Origin of the sequence: Mesorhizobium sp. M0910, assembly GCF_040319465.1 — a bacterium.
GTDB lineage: Bacteria > Pseudomonadota > Alphaproteobacteria > Rhizobiales > Rhizobiaceae > Mesorhizobium.
The window spans coordinates 51,703-67,309 of sequence record NZ_JAMYNZ010000008.1 but is presented as its reverse complement, the minus strand read 5'-3'; the positions used below and the strand labels follow the sequence as shown (position 1 = coordinate 67,309).

The window sequence follows — 15,607 nt, the reverse complement described above, 5'->3', positions numbered from 1 at the left end:
GGAAAGAATGCCTCGCTTTTGGGGAACGGAACGGCCTTGCCCGCACGGCTGCCGGCCCTGGGATGCGGCCCGTATATCAAAGGCTTTTTGGCCGCGCAAACGGCGAACCGCGCCGTAGTGCCGGCATTGTTTGCCAAAGCTTCATTTTCGCCGCCAAATGTGGCAGGGGACTGCGAAATGCCGCAAACAGCAGTTCACTGACAACCATGGCCGCTACCCAGGATCCCGACACCCCTCTTGCCTCCGGAACGCCTGCGTCCGGACCGGCGATCATCCTGGTCGAGCCGCAGCTCGGCGAGAATATCGGCATGGTTGCGCGCGCCATGGCCAATTTCGGCCTTGCCGAGCTGCGGCTCGTCAATCCGCGCGACGGCTGGCCGAGCGACAAGGCGCGTGCCGCCGCAAGCCGCGCCGACCACGTCATCGATGCCGTCACGGTGTTCGACGACCTGGCCTCGGCGGTCGGCGATTTGAACTTCGTCTTCGCCACCACGGCGCGCGCGCGCGACAATTTCAAGCCGGTGCGCGGTCCGGTCGAGGCGGGCAGGGCGCTGCGGGCGCGGCAGCGGGCCGGCCAGCGCACCGGCATCCTGTTCGGCCGCGAGCGCTTCGGCCTCTATAATGACGAGGTCGGCCTTGCCGACGAGATCGTCACCTTCCCCGTCGATCCAGCCTTCTCCTCGCTCAACATCGCCCAGGCGGCCCTGCTGATGTCCTATGAATGGATGAAGTCCGGCCTGGAAAACGAGACCATGACCAACTTTTCCGGCCCTGAAATGCCGCCGGCTGCCAAGGAAGAATTGCACGGCCTGTTTGCGTATCTGGAAGGTGCACTGGAGGCGCGCGGCTATTTCCGCCCGGCAGCGAAGAAGCCGAAGATGGTCGACAATTTGCGCGCAGTGCTGACCCGCCCCGGCTTCGCCGAGCCGGAGCTCAAGGTGCTGCGCGGAATAATATCATCGCTGGACAGGTTCTCGCCGGCCATGCCGCGCGGCGATGGATCGCCCGGCGACGATCCAAGGCGGCTCCCGGCGGCTGCGGCACGCGCTGCGAGGGCGAAAGACAAAGACTAGGCGCGCAAATGCAAGCGTCTTACCAGTAACCGAATTTTATTTGGTTTGATCCATGGTTTTCGAAACGATGGATCTCGGATGTTTAGCTCAAATATCGGTCGTCTTCGCTTTTTCTTCTATTCCGTGGGTCTGCTGGTTGCGGAAATCGCGACCTTTGTGCTGTGTGTCGTGCTGACCATCGGTATCGAGGGCTTGGCCAATTCGAAACCAGGTCCTTCCAGGGAAGGTCTGGCCGCGGCCGTTCTCGTCGCCTCGCTGGTGATCGTTCTGTTGCGCGCGAATTTCGCCTGGCGTCGAAGCCGCGACGCGCAAGGGTCGGGTTGGATCCTTTGGTCGTATATCGTGTTCTCGACCCTGTTTGCGATTCTGCAGGCCGGCACTGTTCTTGTCGTAAAATTCGACGGCGAAGATTCGCATTCCGGCCTTAACCTGCTGGGATTAGCTCTTGTCGGGCTGTGGGCCGTTATCTTGGCGGCCAAGCCGGCGGGCGGTGGCTCTTCGGATATGGCATCATCCCTGAGTTTCGACGATTTCGACCCGCCCGGGCCGCTGCGCCGCACCGCGGCGCCCCGTTCAGCGTCAGCCGCGGGCGTGACGGCCCTGGCTCCAGCCTACGCCATGCGCGCCGCGCCGGTGCCGTCGAACCATGCTGCATCTCAACCTGCATCTCCGGCAACCGGCCGGCCGCGGGCCGGCGGCTTCGGCAAGCGGGGCCTTGTGTGACCCGTCTCGCCGCATCAAGGCCATGATGGTTCCACATAGAAGCGGCCGGGACAAAGCATCATTGGCCGAAGCAAAATGCATAGGCCGGCCTTCTCTCGTGATCTCGTTTTGTAATTCCCCAGCCCTTAGTGATTCCCAGCCCTTAGTGACTCAATGACCATGACCGATCCGTCGAGCGCCCGTCCGATCCTGATGTTCGATTCCGGCATTGGCGGCCTCACCGTGCTGCGTGAGGCGCGCGTCCTGATGCCTGACCGCCGCTTCATCTATGTCGCCGACGACGCGGCGTTCCCCTTCGGCGCCTGGGAGGAAACGGCGCTGAGAACACATATTCTGGAGTTGTTCGCCAGGCTGCTCGAACGGTTTTCGCCGGCCATTTCGGTCATCGCCTGCAACACCGCCTCGACACTGGTCATTGATGCGTTGCGCGAGCGGTTTCCCGGCCACCCTTTCGTCGGCACCGTGCCGGCCATCAAGCCGGCGGCGGAACGCACGCGCTCAGGCCTGGTTTCGGTGCTGGCGACGCCCGGCACCGTCAAGCGCCAGTACACGCGCGACCTGATCAGCAAGTGGGCGCAGAAATGCCACGTCCGCCTGGTCGGCAGCGACAGGCTGGCTGGATTGGCCGAAGCCTATATGCGCGATGGTTTTGTCGACGAGGACGCCGTGCGCGCCGAGATCGCGCCGTGCTTCGTTGAGCATGACGGGCTGCGCACCGACATCGTCGTGCTTGCCTGCACCCATTATCCTTTTTTGGCCAACCGCATGCGCAAGACAGCACCTTGGCCGGTCGACTGGCTCGACCCGGCCGAGGCGATCGCACGCCGCGCGCTGTCGCTGCTTGCCGATACCGAGGCCGCTTATCGCAGAGAGGCACTGCCGGAAGGGGCCGACCTTGCGTTCTTCACCTCGAACAGCGCCGATTTTCCGACGCGCCGGCTGATGCAGGGATTTGGCCTGGCGATATCCTGACCGCAAGCAATTTTCGCTTTGGGAACATCACACCAGACAATGCGTTTTCCTCTCATCGGAAACGGGAGAAACCATCATGCCAGCCACCTCAAAAGCCCAGCAGAAAGCGGCCGGCGCGGCATTGTCAGCCAAGCGCGGCGAGACCAAGAAGGGCGCGCTCAAAGGCGCGTCGAAGGGAATGTATAAATCCATGAGCGAAAAACAGCTCGAGGAATTCGCCGAGACCAAGCGCAAGGGCCTGCCGGAAAAGAAGTCGAAGCACTGATCGACTGACCATTCTGGCAGCGGATGCCGGCCAACAAAAGGCCCGCGGCTGAGCCGCGGGCCATGAAGTCTCAACGGGCGAGGGCGAAAATTACCAGTTCCAGCCGCAGCGCCGCACTTTGTAGCGGATGACCTTGCGATGACCGTGGCGCCACACCACCTTCTTCTTGACCACGATGCGGCAGATCTGGTGATGCCTGTGCCCATGCCAATGCCGGGCCTGCGCTGGCTCGGGCACAACCGCCATCGTGCCGGCCATCACCGCGGCTCCTACCAACGTAAGGAAGAACTTCTTCATGCGAATTCCTGCTCCTCTGACTTCAGTCCCTTCCTGATGCCGCTGGCGCAACCTCCCGCCACATCCGGCACGTTCCACAACCGTAACACTATCCGGTTCGGCGACTCGCGCCAGCCAGAAGCTTGACAGCGGTTAAATCTCCGTTTAACCAGCCCACCAACACCGGGCCGCAATGCCCGGTGGTTTTCTTTATGTGTGCAAGACGTTTGGGAAGCCGGTTTTACTTTCCCTATGTCTTGTTTGAAATGACGTGTCCCGTGGGTTTTCCGTCGCGTTGCGTGGAAAACCCTGTCAGGTCTCGAAAACGGAGGCCAGAGGAGGGCGCGTTTCCTTCACACGGACCATAAGGTTCCGGGTGTGTTGTTTTGAAAGGGAATGCGATGAGCAAGCGCGAATCCGCGAAGTACAAGATCGACCGCCGTCTTGGCGAAAACATCTGGGGCCGCCCGAAGTCCCCGGTCAACAAGCGTGAATACGGCCCCGGCCAGCATGGCCAGCGCCGCAAGGGCAAGCTTTCCGATTTCGGCCTGCAGCTGCGCGCCAAGCAGAAGCTGAAGGGCCACTATGGCGACGTTTCGGAGAAGCAGTTCCGCAAGGTCTATGAAGAGGCGGACCGCCGCAAGGGCGACACCTCGGAGAACCTGATCGGCCTGCTCGAATCGCGCCTCGACGCCGTCGTCTACCGCTCCAAATTCGTGCCGACCATCTTTGCGGCGCGCCAGTTCGTCAATCACGGCCACGTCAACGTCAATGGCAAGCGCGTCAACATCGGCTCGTACCGCTGCAAGCCGGGCGATGTCATCGAAGTGCGCGAGAAGTCGAAGCAGCTGGTCATCGTGCTGGAATCGGTGGGCCTGGCCGAGCGCGACGTGCCCGATTATATCGAGGCCGATCACAACAAGATGACCGCGGCCTTCACGCGCATCCCCGGCCTGGCGGACGTTCCGTTTGCCGTGCAGATGGAACCGAACCTGGTCGTCGAGTTCTATTCGCGCTGATCGGCGCGTTCGTCGCGATACAATCGAAGGCCGCCCGTCGAGGCGGCCTTTCTTTTTTCGTTCCTTTTCCGCGGCGTGATTCCGAAATCGATTTCGGTTTTCGGTCCGATGCGCTACTGCGGGCGGCAACAGGATCTTGGGGCGGACGCGCCATGAATATGCTGCCAGACGCCGAAACACTCGAACCGGTCGCCGACACCGAAGGCGGCTTTCATCCGCTGTTTGCCGATGTGCCGTCCTCCGTCGAGTTCAACAAGCTGCGCAAGCGGCTGTTGCGGCTTGCCCGCCAGGCGATCGACGATTTCGCCATGGTGAGGCCCGGCGACCGTTGGCTGATCGCTCTGTCGGGCGGCAAGGATTCCTACGGCCTGCTTGCCGTGCTGCTCGATCTCAAATGGCGCGGGCTGCTGCCGGTCGAGCTGTTGGCCTGCAATCTCGACCAGGGCCAGCCGAACTTTCCCAAGCACATATTGCCCGACTATCTCGACAGCCATGCCATTCCGCATCGCATCGAATATCAGGACACCTATTCGGTGGTCACCGACAAGCTGGCCGAGGGCAGCACCTATTGCTCGCTGTGCTCGCGGCTACGGCGCGGCCATCTCTATCGCATTGCCCGCGAGGAGGGCTGCTCGGCGCTGGTGCTCGGTCATCACCGCGAGGACATACTGGAAACCTTCTTCATGAACCTGTTCCATGGCGGACGCCTTGCCGCCATGCCGCCGAAGCTGCTCAACGACGAAGGCGATGTCATGGTGCTGCGGCCGCTCGCCTATTGTGCGGAAGCCGATCTCGAGAAATTCGCCGGCGCCATGAAATTCCCGATCATTCCGTGCGATCTGTGCGGTAGCCAGGAAGGCCTGCAGCGCAACGCCATGAAGGCGATGCTCGACGACATCGAGAAGCGCATGCCTGGCCGCAAGGACACGATGATCCGCGCCATGACCAATGTGCGGCGTTCGCATCTGCTCGACAGGAAGCTGTTCGATTTCGCCGCCCTCAACGAAACCCTCACCACCAGGCGTCCCGATGACATTTGACGATAGCGCGATCGACTGGCTTGCCGACCTTCTGTCGGAAGCCGCCGTCGCCGAGATCATGCCGCGCTTTCGCCGGTTGAGCGAGGGCGACGTCCGTCGCAAGACCTCGGCCGCCGATCTCGTCACCGAGGCCGACGTCAATGCCGAACGGCTCATCACCGCCAGGCTGCGCCAGCGTTATCCCCACGCAATGATCGTCGGCGAGGAGGCCTGCTCCGACGACCCGACGCTGCTCGACGGTCTCGGCGATGCCGAACTCGCCTTCGTCATCGACCCGGTCGACGGCACCTTCAACTTCGCCTCCGGCGTGCCGCTTTTCGGCGTCATGCTTGGCGTCGTGGTCAAGGGCGAGACGGTCGCCGGCATCATCCACGATCCCGTCGGCAAGGATTGGCTGATCGGCGTTAGTGGCGCCGGCAGCCATATCCGCCATGCCCATGGCAATCTGGAAAAGGTCCATGTCGCCAAACCGGCGCCGATGTCGGAAATGACCGGTGCGGTCTCATGGCACTACGTGCCCGAGCCGGACCGCTCACGTTTGGCGCGCAACCAGACCAAGTCGCTATCGCAGTTCAATTATCGCTGCGCCGCCCACGAATACCGCCTGCTGGCCAGCGGCCACGGCCATTTCGTCGTCTACAACAAGCTGATGCCCTGGGATCACCTGCCTGGCGTGCTGATCCATGCGGAGGCGGGCGGCCATGCCGCGCGCTTCGACGGCAGCGCCTATCTGCCGTCGCATGTCGGAGGTGGCCTGCTGGTCGCGCCGGACCGGGAGAGCTGGCGGGAGCTGCGCCGCGAGCTCTGGGCGGAATAACTCTTCGCTGCCAAAGTTGTCCAATCCTGTGCGAAACCGGAGACCTCGAATGAAACCTCGGTCCGCAATTGTTGCAACGGCCTTTGCCCTTGCCTTGGTTGCCGGTGTCAATGAAGCAAGCGCTGGGGAACGCGCATGTCGCAGTCCCGACTCCGTCGACACCATAGACGAGATGTTCTCCGCGATCTTCGCCTGTTGGAAGCCGCCGCCCGGAACCGCGGGCATGACCCTGACGCTGCAGTTCTCAATTCGCCGAAACGGCACGCCTATCGGCAAGCCGCGCGCCACTTACTCCCATCTAGGGGACGATGGTCCGCTCAATCGGGCCTTCGTGGCTTCCGTCCTCGAGGCGCTCGACAAGGCTCTTCCACTGCCCGTTTCGGACAGTATGGGGGGAGCAATCGCAGGACGTACGCTGTTCCCTCGCTTCACCGCGGTCAGTGAGGGTGCATCCTAGGCGCACGCGCAATGTGCATTAAACCGGCGGGTTATGCGGCTGGAACAGTCTGCCGCGCTCGGCCAGCAGGATCATCAGCAGCGCCGCCACCGACACGCTGCAGAACCCGGCGGCCAGCGGCGTCACCGTGCCGTTGAAGGCTTGGCCGATCAGCGTGCCGAGAATGCCGCCAAGAAATGTCTGCATGAACCCAAGGATCGACGATGCAGTGCCGGCCAGGTGACCCAGCGGCTCCATGGCGAGCGCGTTGAAGTTCGCGCCCAGCGCGCCGAACGGGACCATGGCGCAGGCAAAGAAGGTAATGAAGAGCCAGAGCGGCATCTTTATTTCGATGGAAACGACCAGCCAGGCAAGGCTGATGGCCAGAAACAGCAGCAACGCGCTTTGCGACAGGCGGCGCATGCCGATGCGGCCGACGAGGCGCGAGTTGAGGTAATTCGAAAAAGCAAGTACGCCGGCAACCCCCGCGAAGATGACGGGGAACATCTCGCCGACATTGAATACGCTGACATAGATTTGCTGGGCCGAGGCGATGAAGCCGAACATGGCGCCGAAGATGAAGGTGCTGGCAAAGGCGTAGCAGAGCGCGATGCGGTTGGTGAGAACGATGCGGAAGCCGCCGATGATGGAGGACAGCGTCAGCGGCCGGCGATATTCGGGGTGTAGTGTCTCGGGCAGGCGCAGCAGCGACCAGGCGGACACGATCAGCGCGCCGGCTGCCATGGTGACGAAGATCACATGCCAGGTCGCAAACAGCATGATGAACTGGCCGATACCGGGCGCCACCACCGGAATGGCCATGAACACCATGAAGATCAAGGACATGACTTCGGCCATGCGCCTTCCGTCGAACGTATCGCGCACGATCGAGACGGCAATGACGCGCGTCGCCGCCGCGCCGATGCCTTGCACCGCCCGGCATAGCAGAAGCGTGGCGAATGACGGGGCGATTGCCGCAGCGCCGGCCGCCACGACGTAGATCACCAGCCCTGCGACAAGCGGCGCGCGGCGCCCGAAGCGGTCCGAGATCGGCCCGAAGAACAGCTGTCCGCCGCCAAAGCCAAGGATATAGGCGGTGACAACATATTGCCGGTGGTTTTCGTTTTCGACGCCAAGCGAAGCGCCGATCTGCTGCAGCGCCGGCAAAATAATGTCGATGGCCAGCGAATTGAGCGCCATCAGCGCCGCGCACAGCGCAATGAATTCCCAGCGCGGTATGGGCAAGGTGCTTGCCTTTTGCTGCGCTTGCGCTTGCTGATCCACGGCCAGTCCGATCCTCAAACGAAAATGCGCCGGCTGGCCGACGCATCCATTCGTTGATTGCCCGATAGCGGGCAGAACTTTTTGCCAAGGTGGGGCTGCCCCGGCGCTTAGCGCATGACCCCCGAAAATCGCAGGCGGAAGGTCATACGAGAAACAGAAGTTAGGCGGCGCCTTTGACGCTGACGCCCTTTTCGACGAGGAAGGTCTGCAATTCGCCCGCCTGGAACATCTCGCGGATGATGTCGCAGCCGCCGACGAACTCGCCCTTGACGTAGAGCTGCGGGATGGTCGGCCAGTTGGAATAGTCCTTGATGCCTTGCCGCAGTTCGGCCGACGTCAGCACGTCGACGCCCTTATAGTCGGCGCCGATATAGTCGAGGATCTGCACGACCTGGCCGGAAAATCCGCATTGCGGGAAGCCGGGCGTGCCCTTCATGAAGAGAACGACGTCGTTGCCCTTCACTTCATTGTCGATGTAGTCGTTGATGCCGCTCATGGAATACCCTTTCATGCCTGTGGGAGTCAGGCTCGAACATTACCCTTCAAATAAACCCATGGGTTGCGCGAAACAAGATGTTTGCCGCCTTGCCATGCAAATGGCGCAAAGGAACGTCTGATCTTGGGCCAAGAGCGTTGGCCACCATCTTTCCCGAGGCGCGATGAAAAGACGATATCTCGCCGGGTTCCTCCTCGCCGTTCTGTTCGCCGCACTGTCCTTGATCTGGTGGGCCAGGTCGCCGAGACAGCCATCTCTCGTCGTCGGCGGTGAATTACCGGCGCCGTGCCGCGACGCGAGCTTCGAGGCGGTCACCTATGTCGTCTGCGAAATCGATCTGCGCCACTATGACATCGGTGTGTTCCACGCAGACCTTGACGGCAAGGCTTTCGGTTCACTGGACAAATTCGACAGGGCGATGGCGGATCAGGGCCGGCCGGTGCTGCTCGCCATGAACGCCGGCATGTATCACCAAGACCTGACTCCGGTCGGCCTTCTCGTCGAAGACGGCCGGGAGAAGGCGCCGATCAACGGCGCCGACAGCGAAGGCAATTTCTTCCTGAAACCGAATGGCGTCTTCCTGGTCCGGAAGGACGGCAAGGCGGCGGTCATGGAGACAAGCGCCTTTGCTGCGACCAGACTGGACGTGATGTTTGCCACGCAATCCGGCCCGATGCTGGTGATCGACGGCCGGCTTCATCCCCGCTTCGAGCAAAACGGCACATCGCGCTATATCCGCAATGGCGTCGGCGTGCGTGACCAAAACACCGTCGTGCTGGCGATCTCGCGCTCTGAGGTCAGCCTCGGCAGCTTCGCGCGACTGTTTCGAGACGCGCTCGATTGCCCCAACGCGCTTTTCTTCGACGGGGCCGTTTCGGCGCTGTCGAACGGCGAGCGGATGATTGTTGGTGGAAAGTATCCGGCGGGGCCGATCATTGCCGTGACCGGTAAGAAGCTTGCGAGCCGGTAACTGCAAGAGAGCTCACTCCGGCACGCTGGTCTGCAGTGCAAGCGCGTGCAGTACGCCGCCCATGTTGCCCTTCAGCGCGTCATAGACCATCTGGTGCTGCTGGACGCGGCTTTTGCCGCGAAAGCTTTCGGCCACCACCTCAGCCGCATAATGGTCGCCGTCGCCGGCCAGGTCGCGAATGGTCACCTTGGCGTCCGGAATGCCTTCCTTGATCAGCCGTTCGATGTCGTGGGCGTCCATTGCCATATGAGGATTCCTTGTTCAGGTCGTGATCTCATAGATATGGTCGAAAAGGCGGATGAACCACACCGAAACGGCCCCGCTTGATCACATCACGGGTCCACGACCTCATTTGCCATGAAGCGAGGGAACCAGGATTCGTGGGCGGCGGTCAATTCGCTGACCGGTATCGCACGCGCCTCGCCCAGCTTCAATTCGCTGCCGCCGGTCGAGCCGATCCACGGTGCAAAAATGCCGAGTCTGCTTTGTTGTTCGCGAATGGCGTCCCATTCCTCGCTCTGCGGATCGATCGACAGCGTCAGCAGGTAGCGGCCCTGATCCTCGCCGAACCAGACGGGGATCGGATCCGTACCGATCAGGCCGGGAATGGTCGCGCCGATGCCGGAGGCCATCGCCATCTCGGCCAGCGCCACCGCTATGCCGCCGTCGGAAACGTCATGCGCCGCGGTAACGACACCGGAGCCGATCAGCGCCCGCACATGGTCGCCGACCCGCTTCTCGTGGTCGAGATCGACCGGCGGCGGCGGGCCGTCGGCGCGGTCATGGATGTCGCGCATGTAGGCGGACTGGCCAAGATGCGTGCCCCACATGGTCGGCGCGCCGACCAGCACGATCATCTGGCCTTCGGCGGCAAAGCCGATCCGCACCATTTTCGACCAGTCGGCAATCAGCCCGACGCCGCCGATGGTTGGTGTCGGCAGGATGCCTTGGCCGTTGGTCTCATTGTAGAGGGAGACGTTGCCGGAGACGATCGGAAAGCCAAGCGCCCGGCAGGCATCGCCGATGCCTTTCACGGCACCAACCAGCTGGCCCATGATCTCCGGCCGTTCCGGATTGCCGAAATTGAGGTTGTCGGTGGCCGCGAGCGGCAGAGCGCCGGTGGCGGTAAGATTGCGCCAGCATTCGGCAACGGCCTGTTTGCCGCCCTCGTAAGGGTCCGCCTCGCAATAGCGCGGCGTCACGTCGGAGGAGAAGGCGAGCGCCTTGGTCGGGTGGCCATCGACGCGCACGACACCGGCGTCGCCGCCGGGAAGCTGCAGGGAATTGCCCTGGATCAGCGTGTCGTACTGCTCCCACACCCAGCGGCGCGAGGAAAGGTCCGGTCCCCCCAACAGCTTGAGCAGTGCGTCGGCCACATCGGCTTGAGGTGCATCGCCGGCCAGCGGCGCCGGCTTCTTCGGTTCGACCCAGGGACGGTCATATTCCGGCGCCTGGTCGCCGAGATCCTTGATCGGCAGGTTGGCGACCTCATCGCCCTGGTGCAGCACGCGGAAGCGCAGATCGTCGGTGGTTCTGCCGACGATGGCAAAGTCGAGGCCCCATTTGTGGAAGATCGCCTCGGCCTGTTTTTCCTTTTCGGGGCGCAGCACCATCAGCATGCGCTCCTGGCTCTCCGAAAGCATCATCTCATAGGCGCTCATGCGCTCTTCACGCACCGGCACCTTGTCGAGATCGAGCTCGATGCCGAGGTCGCCCTTGGCGCCCATCTCGACCGCCGAGCAGGTGAGGCCGGCCGCACCCATATCCTGGATGGCGATAACGGCGCCGGACGCCATCAGTTCGAGGCAGGCTTCGAGCAGGCATTTTTCGGTGAACGGATCGCCAACCTGCACGGTGGGGCGCTTCTCGTCGATCTTATCGTCGAACTCAGCCGAAGCCATGGTGGCGCCGCCGACGCCGTCGCGCCCGGTCTTGGCGCCGAGATAGACGACTGGCAGGCCGACGCCCTTGGCCTCGGACAGAAAGATTGCGTCTGTCTTCGCGAGACCCGCGGCAAACGCATTGACCAGGATGTTGCCATTGTAGCGGGCGTCGAAATTGACCTCGCCGCCGACCGTCGGCACGCCGAAGGAATTGCCATAGCCGCCGACGCCGGAAACGACGCCGGCAACGAGGTGCCTTGTCTTGGGATGATCCGGCGCGCCGAAGCGCAGCGCGTTCATCGCCGCGATCGGCCGCGCGCCCATGGTGAAGACATCGCGCAGGATGCCACCGACCCCGGTCGCAGCTCCCTGATAAGGCTCGATGTAGGAGGGGTGGTTATGGCTCTCCATCTTGAAGACGACGCAGTCGCCGTCGCCGATGTCGACCACACCGGCATTCTCACCCGGGCCCTGGATGACTTGCGGCCCGGTGGTCGGCAGCGTGCGCAGCCACTTCTTCGAGGATTTGTAGGAACAATGCTCGTTCCACATCGCCGAAAAAATACCAAGTTCGGTAAAGCTCGGTTCGCGCCCGACCAGGTCGAGGATGCGCTGGTACTCGTCGGGCTTCAGCCCGTGCGCGGCAATGAGTTCAGGAGTGATCGGCACGGAATTGGAAATGGTCATGATCGGCAATTGTGTCCTTGGGATCGAGTCCCGTCTTATCGCAAGCTTTGCAGCCGATACACCCCCGTCGGATGACTAAAACGATGGAAAGCAACAGCTGACGGCAAGTAGCGAAAGATCGCCACTCGACCCGCCGGGTTCAAGCCGGTTCAGGAAAAGCTGTCGTAGCCGGCGCGGCCCTCGTCCAGAAGCCGCCGGATCACCGCGACGCCGTGCGCGATATCGTCCCGCTGTCGCGGCTGCGAGATGCCAAACCGCACGCCGTGAAAGGCCTGTTCGGAACGCCCTGCCTTGAACTCATCCTCGTCATCGATGAGCACGCCATGTTCTAGGCAAGCCTGTTTGAAAGTGCCGGAAAGCCACGGGTCGGGCAAAGTGAGCCAGACGAACGGCACATTGTCCAGCGCTTTGAAGTCGAAGCCGTCGAGTGTCTCGCGCACGATCGCGATGCGCGCACCGATCTCGGCAATGCTGCGCTTGCGCATCTCGGCGGCCTGACCGGACAGCACCAGCCGGCTGCCCACTTCCGCCAGCAGAAAGGGCAGGCCGCCCGTCATCATCTTATGGGCGACCCGGATGCGGTGACGGTAGGCCGGCGGGCAAGCGAGCCAACCGCCGCGAACACCCGCCGCGACCGATTTCGACAGGCCGCCGGCAACGATGGTCCGTTCGGGAGCATATTCGGCCATTAAAGGCGTTGGGTCATCGGTCAGTCCGCCATAGAGATCGTCCTCGATCAGGACGACGTTATATTGACGGGCGACATGCGCGATTGCTTCGCGGCGCGATGCCGACAGCGTTGTCAGCGTCGGGTTCTTCGCCGTCGGCATCAAAAAAATCATCTTCGGATGCTTTTGTGCGCAGACGCGCTCGAAATCCTGGGGATCTATGCCCTCGTCGTCAGCCGCCACCAGTGCGGTCCGGCGACCGATCAGGCCGGCACTGCGGGAGATCTGCGAATAGGTGAGGTGCTCGAAGACGACGTAGTCGCCGGGGGCGGTGAGTCCCGCAATGGTTGCCATCACCGCGGCGTGGGTGCCGAGCGTGGGAACGATTGCATCCGCCGCCGGGCGATAGGAATTGCGCGACAGCCAGCGTCTGCCCGCTTCCAACCAGCGGTCCGGGAAATCACGAGTATAGCTTGAAATCTCATGCGGATGGTCTTGCGCCGTGCGTGTCAACACGTCGGCGACGATGGCACCCTGGCCGACATCCGGTGCGGCCGTGCTATCGAAGCGCAGCTTGTCGCCGGGCGCATCCATATAGCGTGTGCCTTGTTCGACCGGCCCCAGGAAATCCGGCTTTGCGCTCTCCGACTGTTGAGCGATAACATAGGTTCCGCGGCCGACCTCGCCGCTGACCAGTCCCCGCTCGCGCAGCAATTGATAGGCCCTGCCGACCGTGCCGACGGTCGTGCCGATGTCGTATGCCAGATCGCGCTGCGGCGGCAGCTTTGCCCCTGCACCGATCAGGCCGCGGTCGATGTCCGTCTCGATGGAATCGGCAAGCCGCTGATAGAGCGGGCCGGTGCGGGCGGTCAGGTCCGGAAGCCAAGTTGTCATGGTGACAATTTTTTACATTGCACCGAAATGGGAGTCAATACATACGAAGCGGGCCGCACGAAAGGCACAATTGCAATCTTGGCAGAAAGACAATGGGTACAATAGAGACAATCCGCTACGCGGCAGTTGAATTGACCGGAAGCCGCTCGTCGGGCCGGAGATCCTATGTTCGCCGGATCGTGCAAGTGGTCACGTCATTCGTCCGATGGATCGATGGTCTGCTGGAGCGCCGGCGCAGTCGGCTGGTCCTGCTCGAGATGACCGACGATCAGCTCAAGGACATCGGTATCTCGCGCTGCGATGCCCATCGTGAAGGTCTGAGGCCGTTCTGGGACTGATGCGTTCGAGCGCTTCAGCGGACGCTCGCCGTCCTGAGCCGCGCGACGCCGCGGTCCACAAGCACCGCCACAATACATAGCACGAGAAAAAGCCCCGTGATGGCCACGGCCGAGACGGCGACGCTCGTCGCGCCGTTCTTGGCGACATTGAGGAACGGGTAGGGCACTTCGCCCGATATTGGCGCCCGCGCCAGTACATAGGCCAGATACGCGATCGGATAGATCATCCACCAGGAGATGTCACGCCACCGCGTCGAGCCGTCGGCGCCCGCCACAAGCCACCACAGCACGAACAACACCGGCGTCACATAGTGCAGGAGCACATCGCAGAGCAGGAACAGCCCTCGCGGCTGCCAAAGCTGCGCCAAGACCGTTGCATAAACGATGAGAACCAGCGTTATGGCGACGGCTACGCCCGCCCGCATCCGTGGGGCGGCAAAAGCCGGAAACCAGGCATAACCCGTTGACGACAGCAACGAGGCATGGACGAGCACCGCGCCGATATTGGTCAGGATGGTGAAGAAGCTGAAATAGAAGACCAGCGAGCCGACAAAGCCGCGGCCGGCTTCCATTGATGCCGGGACGGTGATGCAGAGCTGCAGGACGAGCCCGGCTAGGCCGACGACCAGACCGGTGATCTGCAGCAAGCGACCCATTGGGCTAGGCAGCAGCGCCACAGGCCGGATTGCCCGCCTGCCAGCGGGCAATGTCCGAGCCGATGCGGGCGCCGAGCGGTTCCGCCGTCAATGGGCCGAACACGTCGACGCGGCTCGAATTGCCTTGCGCCTGCACGACCAGCAACGGCTTTCCGCCATAGTGTTTGGCCGGCACCAGCAGGAAGCGCGGCGTGCCGCTGAACGAATTCAACTCGTTGGCCATCTGATAGGATTTGAACGCAGGGTCCTTGCTGGCGATCCAACATTTGTGGGCAGCTATTGCCACCTGCTCCATGGCAAGCAGTGACGCGCTCTTGCTCGCCGGCGCCGGCGTGCTCTTCGGGCTTGACTGGCAGGAGGCGAGTGCAAGCCCGGCGGCAGTGGCGATGGCGAGGCGCGTGGTCGTCGGTCTCATGGTCAAGCGGCGCCCATCTCGAGTTCGGACAGAAAGATCTTCAGACCGTCTGTCATCTCACCCCAGACGCGCGACAGCGCCGGATGCTGCAAGGCGATTTGCTCATAGGCATCGAATTTCGGATAGGCATCAAGCAGGTCGGGGCGGCCGATCGTCGCCCTGAAATTGTTGAAGACGAAGCGGGTCGGCGTCAGCCACGCATCGGCGAATGAGATGTCGTCGCCGAGTGCAAACGGGCCATGCGCCATGCGGGCTTCGATTGCCGCAAGCCCGTGATGCAATCGGGCGAACTGTGCGTTGATCTCCGCCTCGTTGCGCTGCGGCACGAAATAGAGCTCGAACAGCTTCATCGTGGGGGCGAGCACGTCAAGGTCGGTGATGCGGGCGAACATGCGCACCAGTGCCCGGTCCTTCGAATCCTTGGGCAGCAGCGCTGGCTCGGGAAAGCGCTCCTCCAGATATTCGGCAATCACCACCGATTCGACGATCGTTTCGCCCGAGCCGGTGATCAGCACCGGAATCCGGTTCAGCGGCGAGATGGCACGAAATGCCTCGGGGATGGGAAACCCAGGCGGCGGTGCAATGACCTTGAGCGGCACGTTCTTGATGTAGGCCAGCGCCCGCACGATCGACGAATAGGGCGACAACGGCCGCGAATAGAGTTTCATGACCGTCGCTCCAGGAGGAAAATTGAA

19 protein-coding genes are annotated in these 15,607 nt (G+C 62.4%); 10 read left to right on the top strand and 9 right to left on the bottom strand.

Going from position 1 to position 15,607, the window contains the following annotated elements; genetic code table 11:
• The first annotated feature begins 206 nt into the window (after positions 1–206).
• The 4 genes from NKH78_RS20680 (at position 207) to NKH78_RS20665 (ending at position 3,033) form a co-directional block, all read left to right on the top strand.
• Positions 207–1,073, top strand: a complete 867-nt coding sequence (locus NKH78_RS20680) for an RNA methyltransferase (RefSeq protein ID WP_352883668.1) — start codon at positions 207–209, stop codon at positions 1,071–1,073.
• Positions 1,074–1,118: 45 nt separating this feature from the next.
• Complete coding sequence (locus tag NKH78_RS20675) at positions 1,119–1,796, top strand: hypothetical protein (protein WP_352804918.1); 678 nt, start codon at positions 1,119–1,121, stop codon at positions 1,794–1,796.
• A 159-nt stretch (positions 1,797–1,955) separates the two neighbouring features.
• Positions 1,956–2,768, top strand: coding sequence for a glutamate racemase (gene murI / locus NKH78_RS20670; protein ID WP_352477507.1), 813 nt, complete (start codon positions 1,956–1,958; stop codon positions 2,766–2,768).
• A gap of 76 nt (positions 2,769–2,844) precedes the next feature.
• On the top strand, positions 2,845–3,033 hold the full coding sequence (locus NKH78_RS20665; protein WP_023674705.1) for a DUF3008 family protein: 189 nt from the start codon (positions 2,845–2,847) through the stop codon (positions 3,031–3,033).
• Between the two features lie 90 nt (positions 3,034–3,123).
• On the opposite strand, the gene NKH78_RS20660 is transcribed toward NKH78_RS20665, so the two are convergent.
• Complete coding sequence (locus NKH78_RS20660) at positions 3,124–3,330, bottom strand: hypothetical protein (RefSeq protein WP_352881125.1); 207 nt, start codon at positions 3,328–3,330, stop codon at positions 3,124–3,126.
• 380 nt (positions 3,331–3,710) lie between these two features.
• Between NKH78_RS20660 and rpsD the strand changes: the two genes are divergently transcribed.
• The 4 genes from rpsD (at position 3,711) to NKH78_RS20640 (ending at position 6,642) form a co-directional block, all read left to right on the top strand.
• The gene (gene rpsD, locus NKH78_RS20655) at positions 3,711–4,328 is read left to right on the top strand and encodes a 30S ribosomal protein S4 (RefSeq protein ID WP_352883665.1); all 618 of its coding nucleotides are present in this window, start codon (positions 3,711–3,713) and stop codon (positions 4,326–4,328) included.
• A gap of 152 nt (positions 4,329–4,480) precedes the next feature.
• The gene (gene ttcA, locus NKH78_RS20650) at positions 4,481–5,368 is read left to right on the top strand and encodes a tRNA 2-thiocytidine(32) synthetase TtcA (RefSeq protein WP_352738028.1); all 888 of its coding nucleotides are present in this window, start codon (positions 4,481–4,483) and stop codon (positions 5,366–5,368) included.
• The gene (locus NKH78_RS20645; protein WP_352738030.1) at positions 5,358–6,185 is read left to right on the top strand and encodes an inositol monophosphatase family protein; all 828 of its coding nucleotides are present in this window, start codon (positions 5,358–5,360) and stop codon (positions 6,183–6,185) included. Before ttcA ends, NKH78_RS20645 begins: the two co-directional genes overlap by 11 nt.
• Before the next feature lie 49 nt (positions 6,186–6,234).
• Positions 6,235–6,642: a UCP034077 family protein gene (locus NKH78_RS20640; protein WP_352883662.1), complete on the top strand. Its 408-nt coding sequence runs from the start codon at positions 6,235–6,237 to the stop codon at positions 6,640–6,642.
• Positions 6,643–6,660: 18 nt separating this feature from the next.
• Here the strand turns inward: NKH78_RS20640 and NKH78_RS20635 are convergent, their stop codons facing one another.
• Complete coding sequence (locus NKH78_RS20635) at positions 6,661–7,860, bottom strand: multidrug effflux MFS transporter (protein WP_502899823.1); 1,200 nt, start codon at positions 7,858–7,860, stop codon at positions 6,661–6,663.
• A gap of 205 nt (positions 7,861–8,065) precedes the next feature.
• Positions 8,066–8,401, bottom strand: a complete 336-nt coding sequence (grxD, locus tag NKH78_RS20630; RefSeq protein ID WP_023674712.1) for a Grx4 family monothiol glutaredoxin — start codon at positions 8,399–8,401, stop codon at positions 8,066–8,068.
• Between the two features lie 163 nt (positions 8,402–8,564).
• Here grxD and NKH78_RS20625 point away from each other — a divergent pair, with 163 nt between their 5' ends.
• Positions 8,565–9,371: a phosphodiester glycosidase family protein gene (locus NKH78_RS20625; protein ID WP_352883660.1), complete on the top strand. Its 807-nt coding sequence runs from the start codon at positions 8,565–8,567 to the stop codon at positions 9,369–9,371.
• A 12-nt stretch (positions 9,372–9,383) separates the two neighbouring features.
• Here the strand turns inward: NKH78_RS20625 and NKH78_RS20620 are convergent, their stop codons facing one another.
• From NKH78_RS20620 to NKH78_RS20610, 3 genes are all read right to left on the bottom strand, one after another.
• Positions 9,384–9,617 (bottom strand): BolA/IbaG family iron-sulfur metabolism protein, encoded by a 234-nt coding sequence (locus NKH78_RS20620; RefSeq protein ID WP_023798252.1) that lies wholly within the window; start codon positions 9,615–9,617, stop codon positions 9,384–9,386.
• Positions 9,618–9,703: 86 nt separating this feature from the next.
• Complete coding sequence (gene purL / locus NKH78_RS20615; RefSeq protein WP_352738037.1) at positions 9,704–11,941, bottom strand: phosphoribosylformylglycinamidine synthase subunit PurL; 2,238 nt, start codon at positions 11,939–11,941, stop codon at positions 9,704–9,706.
• 149 nt (positions 11,942–12,090) lie between these two features.
• A complete protein-coding gene (locus tag NKH78_RS20610) occupies positions 12,091–13,503 on the bottom strand; it encodes an aminotransferase-like domain-containing protein (RefSeq protein WP_352506428.1) in 1,413 nt (470 codons plus the stop codon).
• A gap of 92 nt (positions 13,504–13,595) precedes the next feature.
• Here NKH78_RS20610 and NKH78_RS20605 point away from each other — a divergent pair, with 92 nt between their 5' ends.
• Positions 13,596–13,841 (top strand): DUF1127 domain-containing protein, encoded by a 246-nt coding sequence (locus tag NKH78_RS20605; RefSeq protein WP_352738039.1) that lies wholly within the window; start codon positions 13,596–13,598, stop codon positions 13,839–13,841.
• 14 nt (positions 13,842–13,855) lie between these two features.
• Here the strand turns inward: NKH78_RS20605 and NKH78_RS20600 are convergent, their stop codons facing one another.
• The 3 genes from NKH78_RS20600 to NKH78_RS20590 are packed head-to-tail and all read right to left on the bottom strand — an operon-like array spanning position 13,856 to position 15,580.
• Positions 13,856–14,497: a Pr6Pr family membrane protein gene (locus tag NKH78_RS20600; RefSeq protein WP_352738041.1), complete on the bottom strand. Its 642-nt coding sequence runs from the start codon at positions 14,495–14,497 to the stop codon at positions 13,856–13,858.
• Between the two features lie 4 nt (positions 14,498–14,501).
• Positions 14,502–14,912 carry a hypothetical protein gene (locus NKH78_RS20595; RefSeq protein ID WP_352738043.1) on the bottom strand — a complete coding sequence of 137 codons (411 nt, stop codon included), beginning with the start codon at positions 14,910–14,912 and terminating at the stop codon, positions 14,502–14,504.
• Between the two features lie 2 nt (positions 14,913–14,914).
• Complete coding sequence (locus NKH78_RS20590) at positions 14,915–15,580, bottom strand: glutathione S-transferase family protein (protein ID WP_352738045.1); 666 nt, start codon at positions 15,578–15,580, stop codon at positions 14,915–14,917.
• Between the last annotated feature and the right edge of the window lie 27 nt (positions 15,581–15,607).

Excerpts from the sequence above, each read along its gene's own strand:
- NKH78_RS20680 (WP_352883668.1), top strand. The coding sequence starts at position 207 with ATGGCCGCTACCCAGGATCCCGACACCCCTCTTGCCTCCGGAACGCCT.
- murI (WP_352477507.1), top strand. The coding sequence starts at position 1,956 with ATGACCGATCCGTCGAGCGCCCGTCCGATCCTGATGTTCGATTCCGGC.
- NKH78_RS20665 (WP_023674705.1), top strand. The coding sequence starts at position 2,845 with ATGCCAGCCACCTCAAAAGCCCAGCAGAAAGCGGCCGGCGCGGCATTG.
- NKH78_RS20660 (WP_352881125.1), bottom strand. The coding sequence starts at position 3,330 with ATGAAGAAGTTCTTCCTTACGTTGGTAGGAGCCGCGGTGATGGCCGGC.
- rpsD (WP_352883665.1), top strand. The coding sequence starts at position 3,711 with ATGAGCAAGCGCGAATCCGCGAAGTACAAGATCGACCGCCGTCTTGGC.
- ttcA (WP_352738028.1), top strand. The coding sequence starts at position 4,481 with ATGAATATGCTGCCAGACGCCGAAACACTCGAACCGGTCGCCGACACC.
- NKH78_RS20645 (WP_352738030.1), top strand. The coding sequence starts at position 5,358 with ATGACATTTGACGATAGCGCGATCGACTGGCTTGCCGACCTTCTGTCG.
- NKH78_RS20640 (WP_352883662.1), top strand. The coding sequence starts at position 6,235 with ATGAAACCTCGGTCCGCAATTGTTGCAACGGCCTTTGCCCTTGCCTTG.
- grxD (WP_023674712.1), bottom strand. The coding sequence starts at position 8,401 with ATGAGCGGCATCAACGACTACATCGACAATGAAGTGAAGGGCAACGAC.
- NKH78_RS20625 (WP_352883660.1), top strand. The coding sequence starts at position 8,565 with ATGAAAAGACGATATCTCGCCGGGTTCCTCCTCGCCGTTCTGTTCGCC.
- NKH78_RS20620 (WP_023798252.1), bottom strand. The coding sequence starts at position 9,617 with ATGGCAATGGACGCCCACGACATCGAACGGCTGATCAAGGAAGGCATT.
- purL (WP_352738037.1), bottom strand. The coding sequence starts at position 11,941 with ATGACCATTTCCAATTCCGTGCCGATCACTCCTGAACTCATTGCCGCG.
- NKH78_RS20610 (WP_352506428.1), bottom strand. The coding sequence starts at position 13,503 with ATGACAACTTGGCTTCCGGACCTGACCGCCCGCACCGGCCCGCTCTAT.
- NKH78_RS20605 (WP_352738039.1), top strand. The coding sequence starts at position 13,596 with ATGGGTACAATAGAGACAATCCGCTACGCGGCAGTTGAATTGACCGGA.
- NKH78_RS20600 (WP_352738041.1), bottom strand. The coding sequence starts at position 14,497 with ATGGGTCGCTTGCTGCAGATCACCGGTCTGGTCGTCGGCCTAGCCGGG.
- NKH78_RS20595 (WP_352738043.1), bottom strand. The coding sequence starts at position 14,912 with ATGAGACCGACGACCACGCGCCTCGCCATCGCCACTGCCGCCGGGCTT.
- NKH78_RS20590 (WP_352738045.1), bottom strand. The coding sequence starts at position 15,580 with ATGAAACTCTATTCGCGGCCGTTGTCGCCCTATTCGTCGATCGTGCGG.